At 67.3% G+C, this 16,448-nt stretch carries 16 protein-coding genes; 4 read left to right on the top strand and 12 right to left on the bottom strand.

Translation table 11 applies throughout. The features are described from left to right. Positions 1-7 precede the first annotated feature (7 nt). The gene (locus OEX18_02575) at positions 8-736 is read left to right on the top strand and encodes a phosphatase PAP2 family protein (protein MDH4336144.1); all 729 of its coding nucleotides are present in this window, start codon (positions 8-10) and stop codon (positions 734-736) included. Here OEX18_02575 and OEX18_02570 read toward each other — a convergent pair. Genes OEX18_02570 through OEX18_02555 form a run of 4 tightly spaced genes read right to left on the bottom strand, consistent with a single transcriptional unit; the run spans position 694 to position 3,743 of the window. After that, positions 694-1,224, bottom strand: a complete 531-nt coding sequence (locus OEX18_02570; protein ID MDH4336143.1) for a hypothetical protein — start codon at positions 1,222-1,224, stop codon at positions 694-696. The two genes, OEX18_02575 and OEX18_02570, sit on opposite strands and share 43 nt — an antisense overlap. 22 nt (positions 1,225-1,246) lie before the next feature. Continuing rightward, on the bottom strand, positions 1,247-1,822 hold the full coding sequence (locus tag OEX18_02565) for an FMN-binding protein (protein ID MDH4336142.1): 576 nt from the start codon (positions 1,820-1,822) through the stop codon (positions 1,247-1,249). Positions 1,823-1,829: 7 nt separating this feature from the next. Further along, entirely contained in the window at positions 1,830-3,194 is a 1,365-nt protein-coding gene (locus OEX18_02560) for a hypothetical protein (GenBank protein MDH4336141.1), read from the bottom strand. Positions 3,195-3,236: 42 nt separating this feature from the next. Then, on the bottom strand, positions 3,237-3,743 hold the full coding sequence (locus tag OEX18_02555) for a metal-dependent transcriptional regulator (protein MDH4336140.1): 507 nt from the start codon (positions 3,741-3,743) through the stop codon (positions 3,237-3,239). 175 nt (positions 3,744-3,918) lie between these two features. On the opposite strand from OEX18_02555, the gene OEX18_02550 reads away from it, so the two are divergent. Beyond that, positions 3,919-4,683, top strand: coding sequence for an RNA methyltransferase (locus tag OEX18_02550; protein MDH4336139.1), 765 nt, complete (start codon positions 3,919-3,921; stop codon positions 4,681-4,683). On the opposite strand, the gene asnB is transcribed toward OEX18_02550, so the two are convergent. After that, positions 4,680-6,545, bottom strand: a complete 1,866-nt coding sequence (asnB, locus tag OEX18_02545) for an asparagine synthase (glutamine-hydrolyzing) (protein MDH4336138.1) — start codon at positions 6,543-6,545, stop codon at positions 4,680-4,682. The genes OEX18_02550 and asnB overlap by 4 nt on opposite strands. A gap of 80 nt (positions 6,546-6,625) precedes the next feature. On the opposite strand from asnB, the gene OEX18_02540 reads away from it, so the two are divergent. Then, entirely contained in the window at positions 6,626-7,654 is a 1,029-nt protein-coding gene (locus OEX18_02540) for a glycosyltransferase family 4 protein (GenBank protein MDH4336137.1), read from the top strand. Between the two features lie 4 nt (positions 7,655-7,658). Here OEX18_02540 and OEX18_02535 read toward each other — a convergent pair whose 3' ends face one another. The 3 genes from OEX18_02535 to OEX18_02525 form a co-directional block, all read right to left on the bottom strand. Then, a complete protein-coding gene (locus OEX18_02535) occupies positions 7,659-8,459 on the bottom strand; it encodes a glycosyltransferase (protein ID MDH4336136.1) in 801 nt (266 codons plus the stop codon). Beyond that, positions 8,456-9,238 carry a glycosyltransferase family 2 protein gene (locus OEX18_02530; GenBank protein MDH4336135.1) on the bottom strand — a complete coding sequence of 261 codons (783 nt, stop codon included), beginning with the start codon at positions 9,236-9,238 and terminating at the stop codon, positions 8,456-8,458. Before OEX18_02530 ends, OEX18_02535 begins: the two co-directional genes overlap by 4 nt. A 115-nt stretch (positions 9,239-9,353) precedes the next feature. Further along, positions 9,354-10,181, bottom strand: a complete 828-nt coding sequence (locus tag OEX18_02525) for a hypothetical protein (protein MDH4336134.1) — start codon at positions 10,179-10,181, stop codon at positions 9,354-9,356. 347 nt (positions 10,182-10,528) lie between these two features. On the opposite strand from OEX18_02525, the gene OEX18_02520 reads away from it, so the two are divergent. Then, the gene (locus OEX18_02520) at positions 10,529-12,919 is read left to right on the top strand and encodes a DUF87 domain-containing protein (protein ID MDH4336133.1); all 2,391 of its coding nucleotides are present in this window, start codon (positions 10,529-10,531) and stop codon (positions 12,917-12,919) included. Positions 12,920-12,980: 61 nt separating this feature from the next. On the opposite strand, the gene OEX18_02515 is transcribed toward OEX18_02520, so the two are convergent. The 4 genes from OEX18_02515 to OEX18_02500 form a co-directional block, all read right to left on the bottom strand. Continuing rightward, a complete protein-coding gene (locus OEX18_02515; protein MDH4336132.1) occupies positions 12,981-13,925 on the bottom strand; it encodes an OmpA family protein in 945 nt (314 codons plus the stop codon). A gap of 64 nt (positions 13,926-13,989) precedes the next feature. Continuing rightward, positions 13,990-14,169 (bottom strand): hypothetical protein, encoded by a 180-nt coding sequence (locus OEX18_02510; protein MDH4336131.1) that lies wholly within the window; start codon positions 14,167-14,169, stop codon positions 13,990-13,992. Between the two features lie 127 nt (positions 14,170-14,296). Continuing rightward, positions 14,297-15,520: an alcohol dehydrogenase catalytic domain-containing protein gene (locus tag OEX18_02505; GenBank protein ID MDH4336130.1), complete on the bottom strand. Its 1,224-nt coding sequence runs from the start codon at positions 15,518-15,520 to the stop codon at positions 14,297-14,299. After that, entirely contained in the window at positions 15,517-16,437 is a 921-nt protein-coding gene (locus OEX18_02500) for a diacylglycerol kinase family lipid kinase (protein ID MDH4336129.1), read from the bottom strand. Before OEX18_02500 ends, OEX18_02505 begins: the two co-directional genes overlap by 4 nt. Between the last annotated feature and the right edge of the window lie 11 nt (positions 16,438-16,448).

Genomic DNA, 16,448 nt, shown 5'->3' with positions numbered 1-16,448 from the left:
CCAACCGATGACTGCCCGTACAACTGTCCTGCTGGACTGGTTGCTGCCCGTCGTCCTGCTCGTTGGCCTGACCATTCCTTTTTGGACCACGAGCCTGGACATGGGCATCGAGGCGAGATTTTACTCGTCCGCCGCGGGCTGGGAGCAGGGCGGCGCGGAGCCCTGGCACGCGCTCAAGCACTACGGGGTGATCCCGGCCTGGATCGTGGGGATCGCCGCGCTGGTCGTTTTCGTTTCCTCCTTCTGGAACTCGCGGGCGCGCACCTGGCGGCGGCCTGCACTGTTTCTGGTGCTCGCGCTGGCCATCGGGCCCGGTGTGATCGTGAACGACGTCTTCAAGGAGAACTGGGGAAGGCCGCGCCCGCTCGATGTCACGGAACTCGGCGGCGACCGAGCCTACGTGGAGCCGTGGGTGAAGAGCCCGAAGGAGATGGGCGGCTCGTTCGTCTCCGGGCACGCCGCGATGGGGTTCTACCTGCTCGTCCCGTACTTCCTGATGCGCCGACGCTCAAGGACAAAGGCAGTCGCGGTCTTGATGCTGGGACTCGGCTACGGATTCCTGGTGGGTGTGGCGCGCATGGTCCAGGGGGCGCACTTTGCGAGCGACGTCCTGTGGGCGTTCGGGTTCACCTACCTCACCGCGCTCGCGCTCTTCTACGCAATGGGGCTGCACCGCGCTTCTTCGGCGGCGGATCAGGCTCGCGCGCCCGCCGCGGGCCGTGCTCCTTCTCCATGACCGTTCCGTGCGGGCCGCAGCACGCCGATCATCGTAATCACCAGCAGACCGAACAGGGAAACCTGCAACAGCAGGAAGCACGCCACCTTGAGCACCGCAAAGCCGGGGTGAACGAAGCGGACCAGCCAGTTGCTTCCTTCATTCAGCAGTGCGCTCAGGAACGTGACCAGCGTGAGCGTACCCTTGATCCGGGCGCTCACCGGCACGAACAGGACCAGATGGGTGAGCGTCATCACCAGGACCCCCATGGCGAAGAGATGGAAGTGGCTCGTCTCCGCGAGCGCGCCCAGGGGGCGTGGAGGCAGGCCGAACTCGGCAGCGGGGTCGCCACGGAGGTACCCGACCACCGACGCCGGGGCCAGGGTCATCTTCTGGAAGTAGAGAATCCAGTTGGTGATCCAGAAAAAGAGGATAAAGACGAGAAAGAAGAACAGAATCAGACGCAGCAGGCTGTTCTTGTTCCACTCACCGGTGACGACGTAACGCAAGGGCTTCTCCTTCGCGGGCGCTTCAGCGGTGCGCGCCGGTTGTGGCCGACACTGAATCCGGGCGGGGCAGCGCCGGGGCAACGCCAACCGCATAGACGGCCAGCGTGCGGCGTATGGCGGCCGTAACCGAGTTAGCCGTGAGCGTGGCGCCGGTGATGCCGGCAACGTCGCCCCGCAGGCTCAGCGCGTCGTCCAGCGCGCGCCCGTCGAACTGGTGCAGCCACGCCGCCGGCGAGCCGTACTCCGGCGGTTCGTGGAAGGCGAGGACGTGTACGCCCGCAACGCGCCCACCCGGGCCGATCACGATCAGCAGGGTCTCGGGGAGCGTGCGCACGCGGTGGGTCTCAATGAACGCGCAGCCGGTCACGGTGCCGTCCTTCATTCCGGTGTAGACGGTGATCAGCCGGGAGGCGAGCGGCGCACGGGCCAGTTCGCCCGCCCGCTGCGCCTGCTCGGCACTCAGGAACATCTCGTGCTTCACGACACTGTCCGCGCCGGCGAATGCGAGGCGCAGCGCGGATTCACGGCTGTGGAAAACCTCCGCCCGGATACCCGCGGGGCCGAGAAGGACCATGAAGACGGCGGCGAGGAAGCGCATGTCCGTCCTAGTAGATGAATCCGGCGCCCAGCCGGACCTCGTCGCTCACTGGTGCACTGGATTCGTTGGCGGGGAAGACGAAGTCCAGCTTGAGAACGACGTTGGGGTGCGGTTTGCTCTCTACGCCGACGGTCAGCAGGGTGCCGTCGAGTGCGGGGTCCGCGGCGAGGCCGGTGCCAGCGGTGACCGCCTGCTGTAGATTCACGCGTTCATAGCGCAGCCACGGTTTCAGCGTGAACGACGCGTGGTTGGCCAGCAGCGGGGCGATGTCGAAGCCCGCCTCCACGTACCAGCCGAGCTGCTCCCCGGGGACCTGGCTGGTGAGCGTGCCGCCTGGGTCCGTGTACAGGGCGCGGCTCAGCGCTTCGGTGTTGTCGATGCGGCTGGTGGCGACCAGCGCCCGCGCGCTCAATCCACCGCGGCGGAATTCCGCGTGGGCCTCGTACACCTGGTTGGTGACGTCGATTGCGGCCCCGGTGGAATCCGACACCAGGCCCTGATCCGCGCCGCCATAATAGGCGGAGCCGCCAACGCTCGCCGTCCAGCCGGTCGCGCGGTGGGCGTAGTCCACGCCCGACACGGCGCCGACATCCTCCCAGATGGCCTGGTTGCCCTTTTGACGGCCACTGCGCACGCCCCTGGCGTCGAACTCGGTGGCGTTGAGGCCGTTGAGTGCGTAGGCCGAGTAGCTGAACCCGCCACCGGCACCGTGCGCGCCGGCTCCCATCTCGCGCCAGGTGGTCGGGATGATGGTCCTCTCGGTGAGCGGGCGGAAGGTCCCTGGATACGTGGTGGGTTCGTGCATGTTGTTCAGGAAGCCCATCGGCACAAGCAGGTTGCCGGTGCGGATGTTGAATGCCGGGTCGATAAGGAAGTCGAGGTAGGCAAACTCCACCGAGACCTCGCCGGACTCGTCGTCGTAGTTCGCGCCGGTGGTGGCATGCTCGTACTCGATCTCGGCGTTCATAACGATCCGGTCGCTGAACTTGTATCCGACGTACGCAATCAGACGCAGGAAGTCGGCGGTGTTTACCGCACCGGTTTGTTCGGCGTTGGAGACCGGGGCCGCAAAATAAAACTCGCCGTAACCGCCAAAGGAAATGCCGTGTGAAACGCCGTACACCTTGCTGGCCGCCGGGCCCATGCCGTACGCCCCCGTCAACTCCCTGTCGGTTTCGGGAATGTTCATCTGTTCGCGCAGCCGCGACACCTCTTCGGTCAGCACCTCGACCTTCTGTTCCAGGGTGATGTCGTCGTCCTCGCTGCCGGCGGCGGACTGAGCCCATGCTGCGGGTGCCGCCGCGATGAGAAGCAGGAGCGCCGTTGCGAAGTTGGCGGCGCGGTGAGCGCGCAGGTTGCCGTGACCCGTCATCAAGAGGTTCCTTTCCTGTCTGGTGTTTCTTGCCCGGACCCGTTACTGGGCCCGCTCCGCCGGGGGAGTGGGGAGCTTTCCCAACTCGCACTGGCTGCAAACGTCTCCCTGCGCACGCAGGGTGTAGTAGTCCTTGAAGTGTGAGATGACCTCGGACACGTTGAGGCGGCAGTGGTCCACGTAGGCCAGAAACGCCTCCAGGCGGTCCATGGTCTCCGCGCTGGCAACGTGCTCTATCTCACAGGCATCCCGCCGGCCGATGGCCGGTTCGACGCCCAGCACGTCGGTCAGGAAGTGCTGCAACACCTCAAAGCGATTCACGATCTTCTCGGCCACCCGCCGCCCCTCGGCGGAGAGGCGCACGCCCTGGTAGGCCTTGTGCAGGATGAGGCCGCGCTCCTGCAGGGTGCCGATGGCCTCGGTAACGCTGGCGGCACTGACGCCGCGTTCGTCGGCAATCTGCTTCACCCGCACGGGACTGTACGAGCGTTCCAGAATGAGAATCGTCTTCAGGTACATCTCGAGTGTTTCGGATAGAATTCGGGACATCATTGTCTCCTGAGATTAGGGCGCCCTGAACTTTATTCGGGCGCCCGATAGACTGTCAAGGGGGTATCTGAAGAAATTCTGTGCGCCCGTCTCCCGCCCGCAGTTGGCTGTTGGTGGCCCGCTGCGGGGCCCCTATAATGCAGCGCACGGGCGGCCGCCGGCCGTCACGCACCCCATGACGCAACCCTCCGCCAGACGAATCGAGAGCGCCCGGAACGCGATCTTCAAGGACCTGCGCCGTGCCCTCTCCGGCCGCGAGATCCGCAAGAGCGGGTTGGTGCTCGTGTCGGGTCCCAAGACCATCCGGGACGTTCTGCAGGCGTTTCCGGACCGCTGCGAGGCGTGGGTCAACCGCGAGGGGCAGCCGGATCCGCCGCTCGCATTGCCGCCGGGCGCCGCCTGGTTTCAGCTCGCGGCGGGGCTCTTTCGGGAGCTCGACATTTTCGGCACCGACGCGCCCCTGCTGCTGGTGCGCACACCACCGATGTCCGCGTGGGATGCAGCTGCCCCGCTGCCGATGGGGTGCACGTTGCTGGTGCCGTTTCAGGACCCGGAGAACGTGGGGGCTGTGATTCGTTCGGCGGCCGCGATGGGTGTGACGAACATCGTTCTGCTGGCGGGCAGCGGGAATCCCTACCATCCGCGGGCCATCCGGGCCTCGGCGGGTGCGGTGTTTCACGCTTCCCTGATGAGCGGGCCCGAAATTGGCGCGCTGCCGGCCGGACTCGCCGTAATTCCGCTATCGGGGGAGGGCGGGGACGTTGCGGATTTCCAGTTTCCGGAACGGTTTGCGCTCCTGCCCGGGCTGGAGGGCCCGGGGCTTCCGGCTGCCATGCGGTCGCGCGCGCTTTCCATCCCCATCAGTGACCGGGTGGAGTCCCTCAATGCCGCCACCGCGGTGGCGGTGTTTCTCTACCTCTGGTCGCGCGCGCGACGTTAGCGCACGCCGTGCGCCTCGCACCAAATTCCCAGTGACAGCAGCGCCCACAGGGTTCCCTCGCGGGAGGCGCGAAAGTATTCCGGTGGGTGTTCGAGCCATTGCCCGACGCCGGGGAACGCTGTGCGAACGGCGGATGCACCGGTGACACGGGCGCGTACGGCGTCCCCGTGCGCAAGCAGCAGACCGGGCAGGTTCCCGAACGGGAAGCCGCGCTTGCGGCGCGCAAGCACATCCGGTGCGACGCGCCCATCTGCCCACCAGCGCAGGATGAGCTTGGTGTTGGTGCGGCCCGGCGTCGCCCCCACCCGCATCGACGCCGGCAGCGACAGCACGAAGTCGACCAGGTCGCGGTCGAGAAAGGGCATGCGCAGTTCGGCAGACGAGTCCATCGCCATGGCGTCGGCAAAGGAGAGGATGTTCTCCGAGAGGAAGGTCTGCAGCATGACCTCCTGCATGCGGTCGAGGTCGGCGGCGCCGGTGGCGCACGCACCGTACAGTCGGTCGATGCCGTCGAGGTAACCGTCGTTGCTGGCGATCGGGCGGGCGAGGAGGGCCTCGGCGTCCACCACCGGCAGGGGCCGGTGGATGAGGTAGCGCGCGGCCTGCGGTGCGCGCGCCGCGCTCGCCCGCCGCATGCGCTCGAGGCGCACCGGGAACGGCTCCGCGCCGTTGAGCACCCGGTCGAGCGCCGGGCGCGACAGGTCTCCGGGCAGCCGGGCCAGTTGGTGCGCCACCGCAAGCCGGAAGCGGTCCTGGCTGAGACGGTATCCTCCCAGCACCTCGTCTCCTCCGTGACCGCACAAAAACACGCTGGCCTGCTCCCGTGCCCGGCGGATGAGGAGCCAGGTGGCGAGTGCCGCCCCGTCGCCGACCGGTTCGCCGAAGGAGGCGAAGGCGGGGAGCATGGTCTCGAGGCGGTCCGCCGGGGTGACGCGCAGGTCGAATGTTTCCGTGTCGCCGGTACCGCTCGCGGGCGCCAGACCGGACGCGGCATCCGCCAGTGCATAGGTGAAGGAGCGGATCCCCCCGTCCGGCCGCAGCGCGGCGCGAATGGCGTTGCTGTCGATGCCGTCGCTGAGCAGCAGCGCTACCGGCACGTCGCTCACCATGCAGCGGCGCGCGGCGCGGGTGAGCAGGTGGCCGAATTCGGCCACGGCTTCGCTGCGCGAAGGAGACGGCGTGCGGGTGAAGCGGGGCTCGTACCAGCGTTGCGCCACCGACCCGGAAGCGTCCACCTGCAACACGTGGCCGGGCGGCACTTTCTGGATGCCGGCAATCACGGTGCGCGGGCTCAGCACGTAGCGCAGCGTGATGTACTCGAGCATGGCGTCACGGTCCAGTTCACGGGGAACCCAGGGTGCCTGCAGCAGGGCCGGAATCCCGGACGCGAATGTGAGCGCCGCCGGACCCTGATGATAGAAGAGTGGTTTCTCCCCGAAGCGGTCGCGTGCCAGCCACAGCCGCCGCTCCCGCCGGTCGTACATGGCGAAGGCCCACTGTCCCACCAGGTGGTCGAGGGAGGACACGCCCCAACGTTCCCACGCCAGCAACAGGATTTCGGTGTCGGACGTGGAGCGCAACGCGCCGCGCTCGACACCGAGTTCGGCACGCACGTCGTCGTGGTTGTAGATTTCCCCGTTGAAGCTCACCACGAAGCGGCCGTTCGGGCTGCTCATGGGCTGGTGACCGGTGGGGCTGAGGTCGAGGATGGCGAGGCGGCGGTGCGCGAGGGTGAGCGGACCGTCCACCTCGAGGCCGTCGTCGTCGGGGCCACGGCGCGCGAGGGTTCCGCTCATGGCACGCACGGCCGCGCGATCATCCTCGCCCGGAACAAACCTGAAAACACCCGCAACGCCGCACATCGGCGGCCAGTATAGCAGGACTTGCCAATTCCGAAACCCTCCCGTACCGTGGGCCTCCCGGCGTCGCGCCGGTTCGAGACATGCAGACCTCGCAGAAACTGGACTACGGCGTACTCCTGCCCGGGGTGGGGGTGTTTGGTGGCGTGCGCCGTTTCATCGAGATCGGCAACGAACTGGTTCGGCGCGGCCACCGCTACGTCATCTACCACCCCGGGGGCGAGCCGCCCGGGTGGCTTGCCTATGCGGGGGAGACGCGGCCGGCGTCGGCGCTGGAAGGGGCGCGGCACGATGTCCTCCTGTGCAACGACCCGCCGCTGGTGCCCGCGTTCGAGCGTGCCAGCGCGCGTCTCAAGATCTTCTATTTCGCGCTGGAGGGTATTCCGGGTGAACGGCGCATCGCACGACATCCGGGTTGGGTGGCGGTGGCGAACTCCTCGGGCATGGCCGAGCACCTGCGCCGGCGTTGCGGTGTGCGCGCGGAGAAGGCCATCGGGGGAATCGACCCGGCCACGTTTCGGCCCGCCGGGAAGGCGCGCTCCGATGACGGCACGGTGCGGGTACTCGCGTTCGGACGCGCGTCGCGGCGTCGCAAGGGCGTTCCCACGGCGTTGCAGGCCATCGAGCGCTTTGCCGGCGATCTCGCGCGCCGGGGCGGGCCGGCGGTGACGGTGGTACTGTTCGACCACGTTGGCGCGGGCAACGAGCGTGACCCGCGTCGCGAGGTCGATTCGCGGCTGCCGGTCGAGTTCCACGTCAATCCCACCCAGCAGGAACTTGCCGCGATCTACGCGGGCTGCGATGTGTTCGTGAGCGCGGAGAAGCGCGCGGGCTGGTCGAACACGGTGGCGGAAGCAATGGCGTGCGGAACGCCGGTGGTGTGCACGCCGTCGGGAACCCGGGACCTCGCCATTCACATGCAAACGGCGTGGGTGGCGCGCTGGCGGCACCCGTTCTTCATTGCGCGCGGGCTCGCCGGTCTCCGACGCGACCCCGCGCTCTCGCAGCGCCTCGCGGCGGCAGCGCTCGGGCGCGTGCGCGGCTATGCGTGGCCCAACGTGGTGGATCAGCTGGAGGACATCGTCCGCCGGCGCATGAATCCGCCGGCCTGACGGCTCACTCCTTCTCGATGCCGTGTGGGGTGCGTGCTTCCCCGATCCAGCGGTACTTGTCGATGAACTCGCGGCTGTGGGGCATGGGGTCCGCGGTGTGGAACATGTGGTACTGGAGCGCTTCGCGCGTGATGGTGCCCACCGCGACACCGCTGTTGAGCAGGCGCGCGCGGAGGTTGTTGTCCTCGAGCCCCCGCCCGACGATGCGCTCGTCGTAGCCATTCACGCGGAAGAAGTCTTCGCGGTTCAGCGAGAAATTGGATCCCACCAGTTCGTAGTCGGCGCGGCGGATGTTGCGCAGGCGGTGCATGAACGGCAGGTAGAAGCCGTTCCAGCGGTCGATGCGGCCCGCGTGTTTCCACCAGAAGGGAATGTGCTGGATGCGGCGCGAGCGTACGTCGTCGGTGGTGAGGCGTTCGGTGAGTTCACGGTCGAACATCACCCGCCGGCCGGAAAGGGCGAGCCGCCGGCGGCGCCGCCGGTAGTGGCGCTCCAGGAAACGGCGGTGCAGGATGCAGTCGCCGTCGATGAAGACGAGAAAATCCGCCCGCGCGCGCGTCACCGCACGGTTCACGATGATGGTCTTGCGAAACCCGTCGTCGTCGTGGCGGACGTGGAGAATGGGATGCGCGAGCGCGCCCTGGAAACTCTCGATGACCTCCGCGACCGGCGGGCCGGAGCCGTCGTCGGCTATGATCGCTTCGAAGTTGCGCAATGTCTGGTCGAGAAGACTGGTGAGCACCAGGGTGAGAAAATCGTCGCGCTGGTAGACGGCGATGACCAGTGAGACGTCCGGTACGCTCATGCCCGCTCCGGGTGCATGCACAGTTCGCGCAGCTTGGCGTATTTGAGAAACACGTAGTAGGCGTGAAAGAGAGCGATCACCAGGCCGGGGTAACCGTCGAGGATTCCACCGCGGGCGACGTACGAGCGCAGGAACTCGAGCCCTGGCTGCAGCGCGAGACGGAACATGCTGGCGCGCCGTCCTTCCGCGAACATCTTCTGCGCAGAGAGGCTGGTGAATTCATTCATCTTCTCCAGGTGGTGGTCCACGTCGCGGTAGGAGTAGTGCAGCAGATCGTTGCGCAGACGCCCGACCGGGCCGTCGACGCGAACGCTCTCGTGGATGGCGTCACCGGTGAATGCACCACGATCGCGCCGAAAGAGGCGCGTCACGTAGCCCGGATACCAGATGCCGTGGCGGATCCATCGCCCCAGGTAGTGGACGGTGCGGGGCACCTGGTAGGCGTTTTTGGAGAAGTCGAGCGCCGCAATCTCCGCGGCCAGCGCGGGGGAGACCTCCTCGTCGGCATCGATCGAGAACACCCAGTCGTGCGAGGCGTGCTCCACCGCGAAGCGCTTCTGGGGTCCGAAGCCTGGCCATGGATTGTGTAGCACGCGGGCGCCGAGCCCGGCGGCGATCTCCACCGTGGCGTCCGTGCTGCCGGAATCGACCACGAGGGTCTCGGCCGCGAACGGGGCAACGCTGCGCAGGCAGCGCGCGATGTTGCGTTCCTCGTCGCGGGTGATAAGGACGGCCGAGATCAGCGGCCGGCCGGCATGCAGTGGATCAGGACTCCGCACGGCCGGGAGAATAGCAGCCTGCCCGGGCCCGGGCATAGCGTGTTCTCCCGGCCGCTTGCGGGGCCGGGATGTCGGGGTGGCGGCCGAGATCTGTGCGCGGGCGCCGCTGGCCCCGCTATTCGCCCGCCTGCGCTGTCGCCACGGCCGTGTCGGGGAAGTACGTGATGGCGTGCGCTTCCCAAACGCCCTGCACGTGAACCCGCTTGCAGGCACCAAACGCGTAGTTTGGATCGGAGAACGGCTTTCCGTTCTTGTCCGTTATCGTGTAACGGTCCACGAGCACCCACACCTGGTAGACGGCCTGCTTGCCCGCGGGTACGGGTTCCGGCGTGTACCGGGTCTCGACGGATGTCTGCTGGAAGACGCTCTTGGTAACCGTCTTGGTGTAGCTGGCTTCAATCGTGGTCTTCAGGCTGTTGAACCCGTCGCTCACTTCGCCTTCCACCGTCATCGAAACCGAGAATTCGTCACACTCGGTCTTCTCGACACCCTGCGTGATGGATGTGGTGATCTCCTGGCTGAAGCCCTGCGGGAGGATCTGGCTCTTGCCCGCGACCACCCAGAAGCGATCCCGGCAGAGATAGGGCTGCTTTGCGAGGGCCGGAAGGGTGGTGATCCACTCCGCGTCGTTCCAGCAGATGTAGATGTCCAGGGGGCCGCAGCGGTGGTTGTTGAGTTTTCCCTTGTAGTACTTGAGCTCTCCTGGCTCCATCGCCTTGCCCTCGATATCGCGAAACTGGGGCTTGGCGAGGGGACTTGTCGGCGGTACGTGGTTCCACTTGGCGGGCAGATCGGTCACCCAGGATGCGGGGAACTCTTCGTACGCGGACCATGCTCCGCAGGTGGCGACCCAGAATTCCTCCGTGCAGGCGCGGGTGTGGATGCGCCAGTCCGAGAGCGCGTTGTAGATTTTCGGCGCGAAGACCACGCGCAGGGGCTTCACAACGGTGACAGTGTCCGATTTGGCTTCGCTCGTCAGGCTGGTTGGCTTGGGGACCGGGGGCATCGCCCCGAGGTCGCTTACCGGCGCGACTTCTGGTTGGGTGGGGTCGTCGCTCCCGCAACTGCCCAGAGCCAGGACAAGGCAACAGAAAACTGCCGCGAATGGACCCAAATGCCTCATCGACCGCGGCAGGAGAATTCTCAGCATGGTGGCTCTCCTTTGGAATGTGTGGCGCAACACACGATTGTCCCCTCTGTGCGCCCCGCGGAGCAATGATTCATATGCATCATTCGGCCGCGCGACGCATGCCGTTGCACTCCGGGGGTCTTTGCGCTAATCTCGCCACCATGGACACATCCTACGAGAAGCTCGGAGCTTTCTATCTCGGGCGCGAAGTCGATGCAGGCGGCAGTGTGACCGACACCACGCTGCTGTACGACTCACGCGACCTCACCACGCACGCCGTCTGCGTCGGGATGACCGGCAGCGGAAAGACGGGGTTGTGCATTGCGCTCCTGGAAGAGGCCGCCATCGACGGCGTCCCGGCGATCGTCATCGATCCCAAGGGCGACCTTGCGGACCTCATGCTGACGTTCCCCGACCTTGCGCCGGAGTCGTTCCGGCCCTGGATCAACGAGGACACCGCCCGCCAGCAGGGGATCACGCCCGACGAACTCGCGGGTCGCGAGGCGGCAAAGTGGGTAAAGGGCCTGGCCGAATGGGGGCAGGGCGCAGACCGGATTCGCCGGCTGCGCGAGTCCGCCGAGTTCACGCTCTACACCCCGGGCAGCGACGCCGCCCGCGCGGTGTCGGTCCTGGCGTCACTGGAGCCGCCACGCGCCGCCGGCGAGGGTGCCGAGGTCATTGCCGAGCGGGCAAGCGGGGTCGTGTCCAGCCTGCTCTCGCTGCTCGGCGTCGAAGCCGATCCGCTCCGCAGCCGCGAGCACATTCTCCTGACCATGATTCTCCAGCACACGTGGGAGCAGAACCGGAAACTGGATCTGGCGGCGCTGGTGCAGACCGTCCAGCAGCCGCCGTTTACGCGCGTCGGCGTCATGGAACTGGAGTCGTTCTTTCCTTCCAGGGACCGGTTCGGGCTGGCGATGCTGCTCAACAACCTGCTGGCTTCGCCTGGATTCCAACCTTGGCTGACTGGCGATGCGCTCGATATCGATCGCATGCTCTACACCGAGTCTGGAAAGCCCCGCGTGGCGATCTTTTCGATTGCACACCTCGACGACGCGCAGCGCATGTTCTTCGTCTCGCTGCTGCTCAATGAAGTGGTGGCGTGGATGCGGACGCGATCGGGGACGTCGTCGCTGCGGGCGCTGGTGTACATGGACGAAATCTTCGGCTTCATGCCACCGGTGGAGGAGCCCCCTTCCAAGCGGCCGTTGCTCACCCTGATGAAGCAGGCGCGTGCCTTCGGCGTGGGTGTGGTGCTTGCCACTCAGAACCCGGTGGATCTCGACTACAAGGCGCTCTCCAACGCGGGCACGTGGTTCATCGGGCGGCTGCAGACGGAGAGGGACAAGAAGCGGCTCGCCGATGGGCTCGCCAGTGCGACAGGTAGCGTCGACGCGAAGCGGTTGGAGACGGTCATCGGATCGCTCGAGCCGCGCACGTTCCTGATGCACAACATTCACGACGATGCGCCGGTGGTGTTCCGGACGCGCTGGGTGATGTCCTACCTCGCCGGCCCGCTCACGCGGGCGCAGCTGCGCCGCCTGCCCGGCGGTGGTGGGGATGCACTCGCGGATGCGCCGCAGAAGGCGCCTCCCGGCCGATCCGCGCCCGTGGCTGCCCCGATGTCCGTGGCGTCATTGGCGCGGCCGGTGCTTCCCGCCGAACTGCCGCAGATTTTCGGCGCCGCGCCCGCGGGTGCTTCCGTGACCTACGTGCCGTATGCGATTGCCGAGGCGCGGGTGCACGTGGCGTTGCCCGATGGCAGTCCCCACACCAGGACGGTCGTGCTGGAAGCGCCCCTGGCGGCGAACCTCGCGGGGCCCGACTGGAGCACGGCGCAAGAACTCGATCGCGCGCCCGAACCGGGGCCGGAGCCGGCCGCGGGTGCGTCGTTCGGCGATCTTCCCGCCGCGGCCGGCCGCAAGGGAAGTGCTGCGGCGTGGTCGAAGGCGGCGGCGGACGCGCTCTATCGGGGGGACGGCATTACCCTGCACGAAGTGAAGCGGCTCAGGTTGCTGTCGAAGCCCGGCGAGAGCGAGCGCGATTTTCGTGTACGCATTGCCGACGCGCTTCGAGTTGATCGCGACGAGCGGGTGGACAAGCTGCGCGCAAAATACAGTGCGAAGCTGGCAACGCTCGAAGACCGCATCCGCCGGGCTGAAACAACGGTCGCACGCGAGAAGGATCAGGCCAACAGCCAGCGCATGCAAACGGCGGTTTCGGTCGGCGCCACGCTGCTCACCGCATTCATGGGCCGCAAGCGGGTTTCGCAGGCCGCGCTGGGTCGCGCGACGACGGCGGCGAGGGGCGTGGATCGGACGGCCCGGCAGCAGCGGGACGTCGCCCACGCGCAGGACAATGCCCGCGCCCTGCGTGCGCAGTACGAGAGTCTGGCGGCGGAACTGCAGGAGGAGATCCGGGAGATCGAGACGGCCGGTGCCGAGGCGGCGGAACTGACCACGCGCACCATCCGACCGAAAAAGTCCGACATCGACGTGCTCCGGGTCGCGGTCCTGTGGCGTGCCAGCCAGATAGCGGCCGCGGGTGCCTGAGAGAATAAGGGGCGCGGTGCCGGACACCGCGCCCCAGTTTTCTTGATGAACCAAGCGGCGGCTATTCGTTTCGTTTCTTGTAACGCTTTGTCTCCACGTCCTTGCCCAGCTCGCTGGCATTGGTCAGCCTGAACTCGACGCGCCGGTTCCTCGCCCGGCCTTCCGGCGTGTCGTTCGTGGCCACCGGCTGGCTCTCGCCGTAGCCGACCGGCGTCAGGTTGCGCGGACGGATCCTCTTGTACTTGGACGTAAGGTAGTCCTTCACCGCCTGCGCGCGTTTCTCGGACAGCTGCTGGTTGAACGTCGCGGCGCCCTGCGAGTCGGTGTGTCCGCCGATCTCGACCTTCGCCTCCGGCCAGTCGTTCAGTACGACGCCCACGCTGTCCAGGAACGCGTACGAACTTGGCTGAATCTCGGCCTTGCCGGAAGAGAACGCAATGTTGAAGGCCACCGCGTCGCCGTCGAGGAACTGCTGACCAACTTCGCCGATCAGAACCGGGCATCCCTTCTTGTTCACGGCGAGTTCCGTCGACGTGCCCGGGCACTCGTCGATCCCGTCCGCGACGCCGTCGCCGTCGGAGTCCTGCGGGCAGCCGTGTGCGTCGACGATGGCGCCACGCGGCGTGCGTGCGCAGCGGTCCAGTCCGTCCGCGATGCCGTCCCCGTCGGAGTCCTGCGGGCAGCCGTGGCGGTCGACCATTGCCCCGCGGGGCGTTTCCGCGCAGCGGTCGATGCCGTCCGGGACACCATCGCCGTCCGTATCGAGGGGGCAACCGTTTGCATCGACGATGGCGCCCCGCGGCGTACCGGGGCACGCGTCGTTGCGGTCGAGCACCCGGTCGCCGTCTGAGTCGTCCTTGTTGACCTCGCGGAACGGCCAGGGAACGGTCATGTCATAGATGATTTCGTTGGATGTGGACTCGGTGGCCCGGCCGGGGTCGGTGGCCATTGCCGCCGACGCACTGCCGATGACCAGAGCGAGACCCAGCGCCCGGATCGGTTTCATTCGTTCACCTCTTCAGAAAAAGTGAGGGTGCGTGCCAGAGGATCAACCCGCCGCGATGCCGTCCTCATCCGACCCGAAGCTCCTGCTTGACTTTCTTTAGCAGGGATTCGGCTTCCTCGATGCCGCGGCGCAGCCGCGATGCCTCGTCCTTGCGCTTGCAGCCGGACATGACGTGGAGGATGGCCTCGTCGGCGCTCTTGAGCAGGCGCATGGCGGCTTGATACTGGCTGGGTTTGAGTTCCATGGTTCCTGACTTCCGCGGTGTTGCGAGGCATGCGGTTCTCTCCGTGCTCGTCTTTCGTACACGCGGAGTGTATCACCGCCCTCACCCGGCGCCTGAGCACATTCGCGCAGCTGTTCTACGGCGGGGGTCAATCCGCTGCCAGTGCCACCTTGACCGCGCCGCTCCCCCCGCGTCCCCAGGCCAGCGCCAGGGCGTGCCTGAAGTCGCTCCGGGGCACGACGTGCGTCACCAGGGGTTCCAGGCGGGATCCCAGGGAACCCTCGAGCAGGCTGGCGGCGGTCTGGAACGCGCCCCCGTGCGCGCCGGCGTGGCCCGGGGCGTTGTAGCACAGGCTGCCGTGGATGGTCAGTTCCTTGATCCACACGGGTGTCCAATCGACCCGCTTGAGCGACGCCACGTTGGCGAGGAGCAGAATGGTACCGCCCGCGCGCGTGAAGCGGAGCGCGTCCTGTACGGCGGCGTCGCTTCCCACACACAACACCGTCACGTCGAAGCCGCCCACGTGAATGGGCGGCCCCAGGATGGGCTGCAGCAGGCGGCCGCCGGAAAGCCGGGAGAGTTCCTGCAGGCGCTGGGCGGAGCGCCCGGAGACGATGCGGTCAGCGCCCACGTGCTCCGCGTGTTCCGCCTGGAACCGGTGCCGCGCCAGCACGGTGACGTCCGCGTCGGTCAGGGCCTCCAGCGCCGAGGTGGCCAGCAATCCCATGGAACCCGCGCCGATTACCAGCGCGCGGGCGCCGGTTGCGGGCGGGTGTTCGAGGAGTGGAGAGATGACACAGGCGAGTGGCTCGGTGAGCAACGCGGCGCGGTCACTTACGGCGGCGCCGGGTGTTGTCACCTGGCTCTCGTGGGCCAGGTACTGTTCTCCCCAGCTGCCACCCAGGCCGCGCGTGGTGCCGAGCAGCATGCCCGGCGCGAGTGCGCCGTCGGTGAAGTGCTCGCAGCGAGAGGGGTAGCCGCCCGCGCAGTGGCGGCACGGGGGATCGATGCCGCGCGTACCGCATGCGAGCAGGGGATTGACGACGACGCGGTCGCCCGGTTTCACCCGCGTTACGGCGGCGCCCACCTCGCTCACCACGCCCACGTTCTCGTGCCCGATGACGAACGGAAACGAGGAGAAGGGGGAGGTGGACGGTGAGACGTGCAGCGAGACCAGATTGAGGTCGCTGCCGCATATTCCGCCCAGCAGCGTCTTCACGCGCACCCAGCGATCGCCCGGCAGTGCGGGCTCGGGAACGTCGCGCAGCCGGGTGCACCGCAGCGGGCCGGTCATCGCCCTCTTCGACACCGCACCCAGAGCGAGGGTCAGCAGGTAGCGCGGAATGGCGCCGTCGAACACGACCGCCTTCACGATGCAGCCTCCTCCCGGGATGGCACGCAGATGTCGAGCGCGGCGGGAACCGACTCGACCGTCAGCGAATCGCGCGCCTCGTACACCTCGCCGTCCATCTCGTAGCGCAGCGTGCCATCGAAACGGAGGGTGAAGGAGGGAGACTGCAGGCACACGACCTCGGCCAGACCTTCGTGGGCGCCCCTGGAGACCTGCGAAAAGAGGCGCGCGCGGGTGAAGGGTCCCGCGTCGCGAATCGCCACCGCATCCAGACGGCCATCCGCCAGGCTGGCGCGTGGTGCAATGTGAAACGACCCGCCGAAGTAGTTTCCGTTGCTCACGGTGAGCATGAGGATGTCCAGCTTCTCCGGTGGTCGGCCGGGGGATTCGATGGTCACGTTGCGGCCGGGGAAGCGAAACAACTGGCGCAATGCGCAGAAACGGTAGAGCAGGTCGCCGCGCAGCAGTGGGGTTCGCTCCGCGTCGTCGATGACCGCGATGTCGAAGCCCAGCCCCACCACGTTCAGGAAATGACGGCCGCCGGCACGGCCCGCGTCCACGGTGGTGGTGCGCCGTTCCGCGATGGCCCGGACCACCGCGTCTGCGTGCTCGTGGCGTATTCCCAGCGACTTTCCGAAGTCGTTGCCGGTGCCGACGGGCAGGAGGCCCAGCGCGACGTCGCGCCGGCCGCTGGCGATGATGCGGTCGGCCGCCGCGCTCCAGGTGCCGTCGCCGCCGAGCGCGATGATGGTCGACGCGCCGTCGGCCAGCGCGCGATCGACGATGGCGACCTCGTCGCCGGCGCGTTCCGTCACCGCGGGCTGAAATTCTCCGAGCTGGTTTCTGAGGCGATCGAGGTAGTCGCGCAGGCGCGCACGGCGACGCCCGCGACCCGCGGCGGGGTTGACGACAACGACAAAGGATCCGCTCCGGGGCATGGGAACGGGCA

The sequence above is a fragment of the Candidatus Krumholzibacteriia bacterium genome, assembly GCA_029865265.1.
GTDB lineage: Bacteria > Krumholzibacteriota > Krumholzibacteriia > WVZY01 > JAKEHA01 > JAKEHA01.
The sequence above is the reverse complement of the archived record's forward strand: the minus strand, read 5'-3'. Positions and strand labels throughout refer to the sequence as shown.

Bases quoted from the DNA above. Each gene is read 5' to 3' on its own strand.
- OEX18_02515 (MDH4336132.1), bottom strand. From the start codon at position 13,925: ATGAAACCGATCCGGGCGCTGGGTCTCGCTCTGGTCATCGGCAGTGCG.
- OEX18_02555 (MDH4336140.1), bottom strand. From the start codon at position 3,743: ATGTCCCGAATTCTATCCGAAACACTCGAGATGTACCTGAAGACGATT.
- OEX18_02540 (MDH4336137.1), top strand. From the start codon at position 6,626: ATGCAGACCTCGCAGAAACTGGACTACGGCGTACTCCTGCCCGGGGTG.
- OEX18_02560 (MDH4336141.1), bottom strand. From the start codon at position 3,194: ATGACGGGTCACGGCAACCTGCGCGCTCACCGCGCCGCCAACTTCGCA.
- OEX18_02500 (MDH4336129.1), bottom strand. From the start codon at position 16,437: ATGCCCCGGAGCGGATCCTTTGTCGTTGTCGTCAACCCCGCCGCGGGT.
- OEX18_02510 (MDH4336131.1), bottom strand. From the start codon at position 14,169: ATGGAACTCAAACCCAGCCAGTATCAAGCCGCCATGCGCCTGCTCAAG.
- OEX18_02575 (MDH4336144.1), top strand. From the start codon at position 8: ATGACTGCCCGTACAACTGTCCTGCTGGACTGGTTGCTGCCCGTCGTC.
- asnB (MDH4336138.1), bottom strand. From the start codon at position 6,545: ATGTGCGGCGTTGCGGGTGTTTTCAGGTTTGTTCCGGGCGAGGATGAT.
- OEX18_02565 (MDH4336142.1), bottom strand. From the start codon at position 1,822: ATGCGCTTCCTCGCCGCCGTCTTCATGGTCCTTCTCGGCCCCGCGGGT.
- OEX18_02535 (MDH4336136.1), bottom strand. From the start codon at position 8,459: ATGAGCGTACCGGACGTCTCACTGGTCATCGCCGTCTACCAGCGCGAC.
- OEX18_02520 (MDH4336133.1), top strand. From the start codon at position 10,529: ATGGACACATCCTACGAGAAGCTCGGAGCTTTCTATCTCGGGCGCGAA.
- OEX18_02550 (MDH4336139.1), top strand. From the start codon at position 3,919: ATGACGCAACCCTCCGCCAGACGAATCGAGAGCGCCCGGAACGCGATC.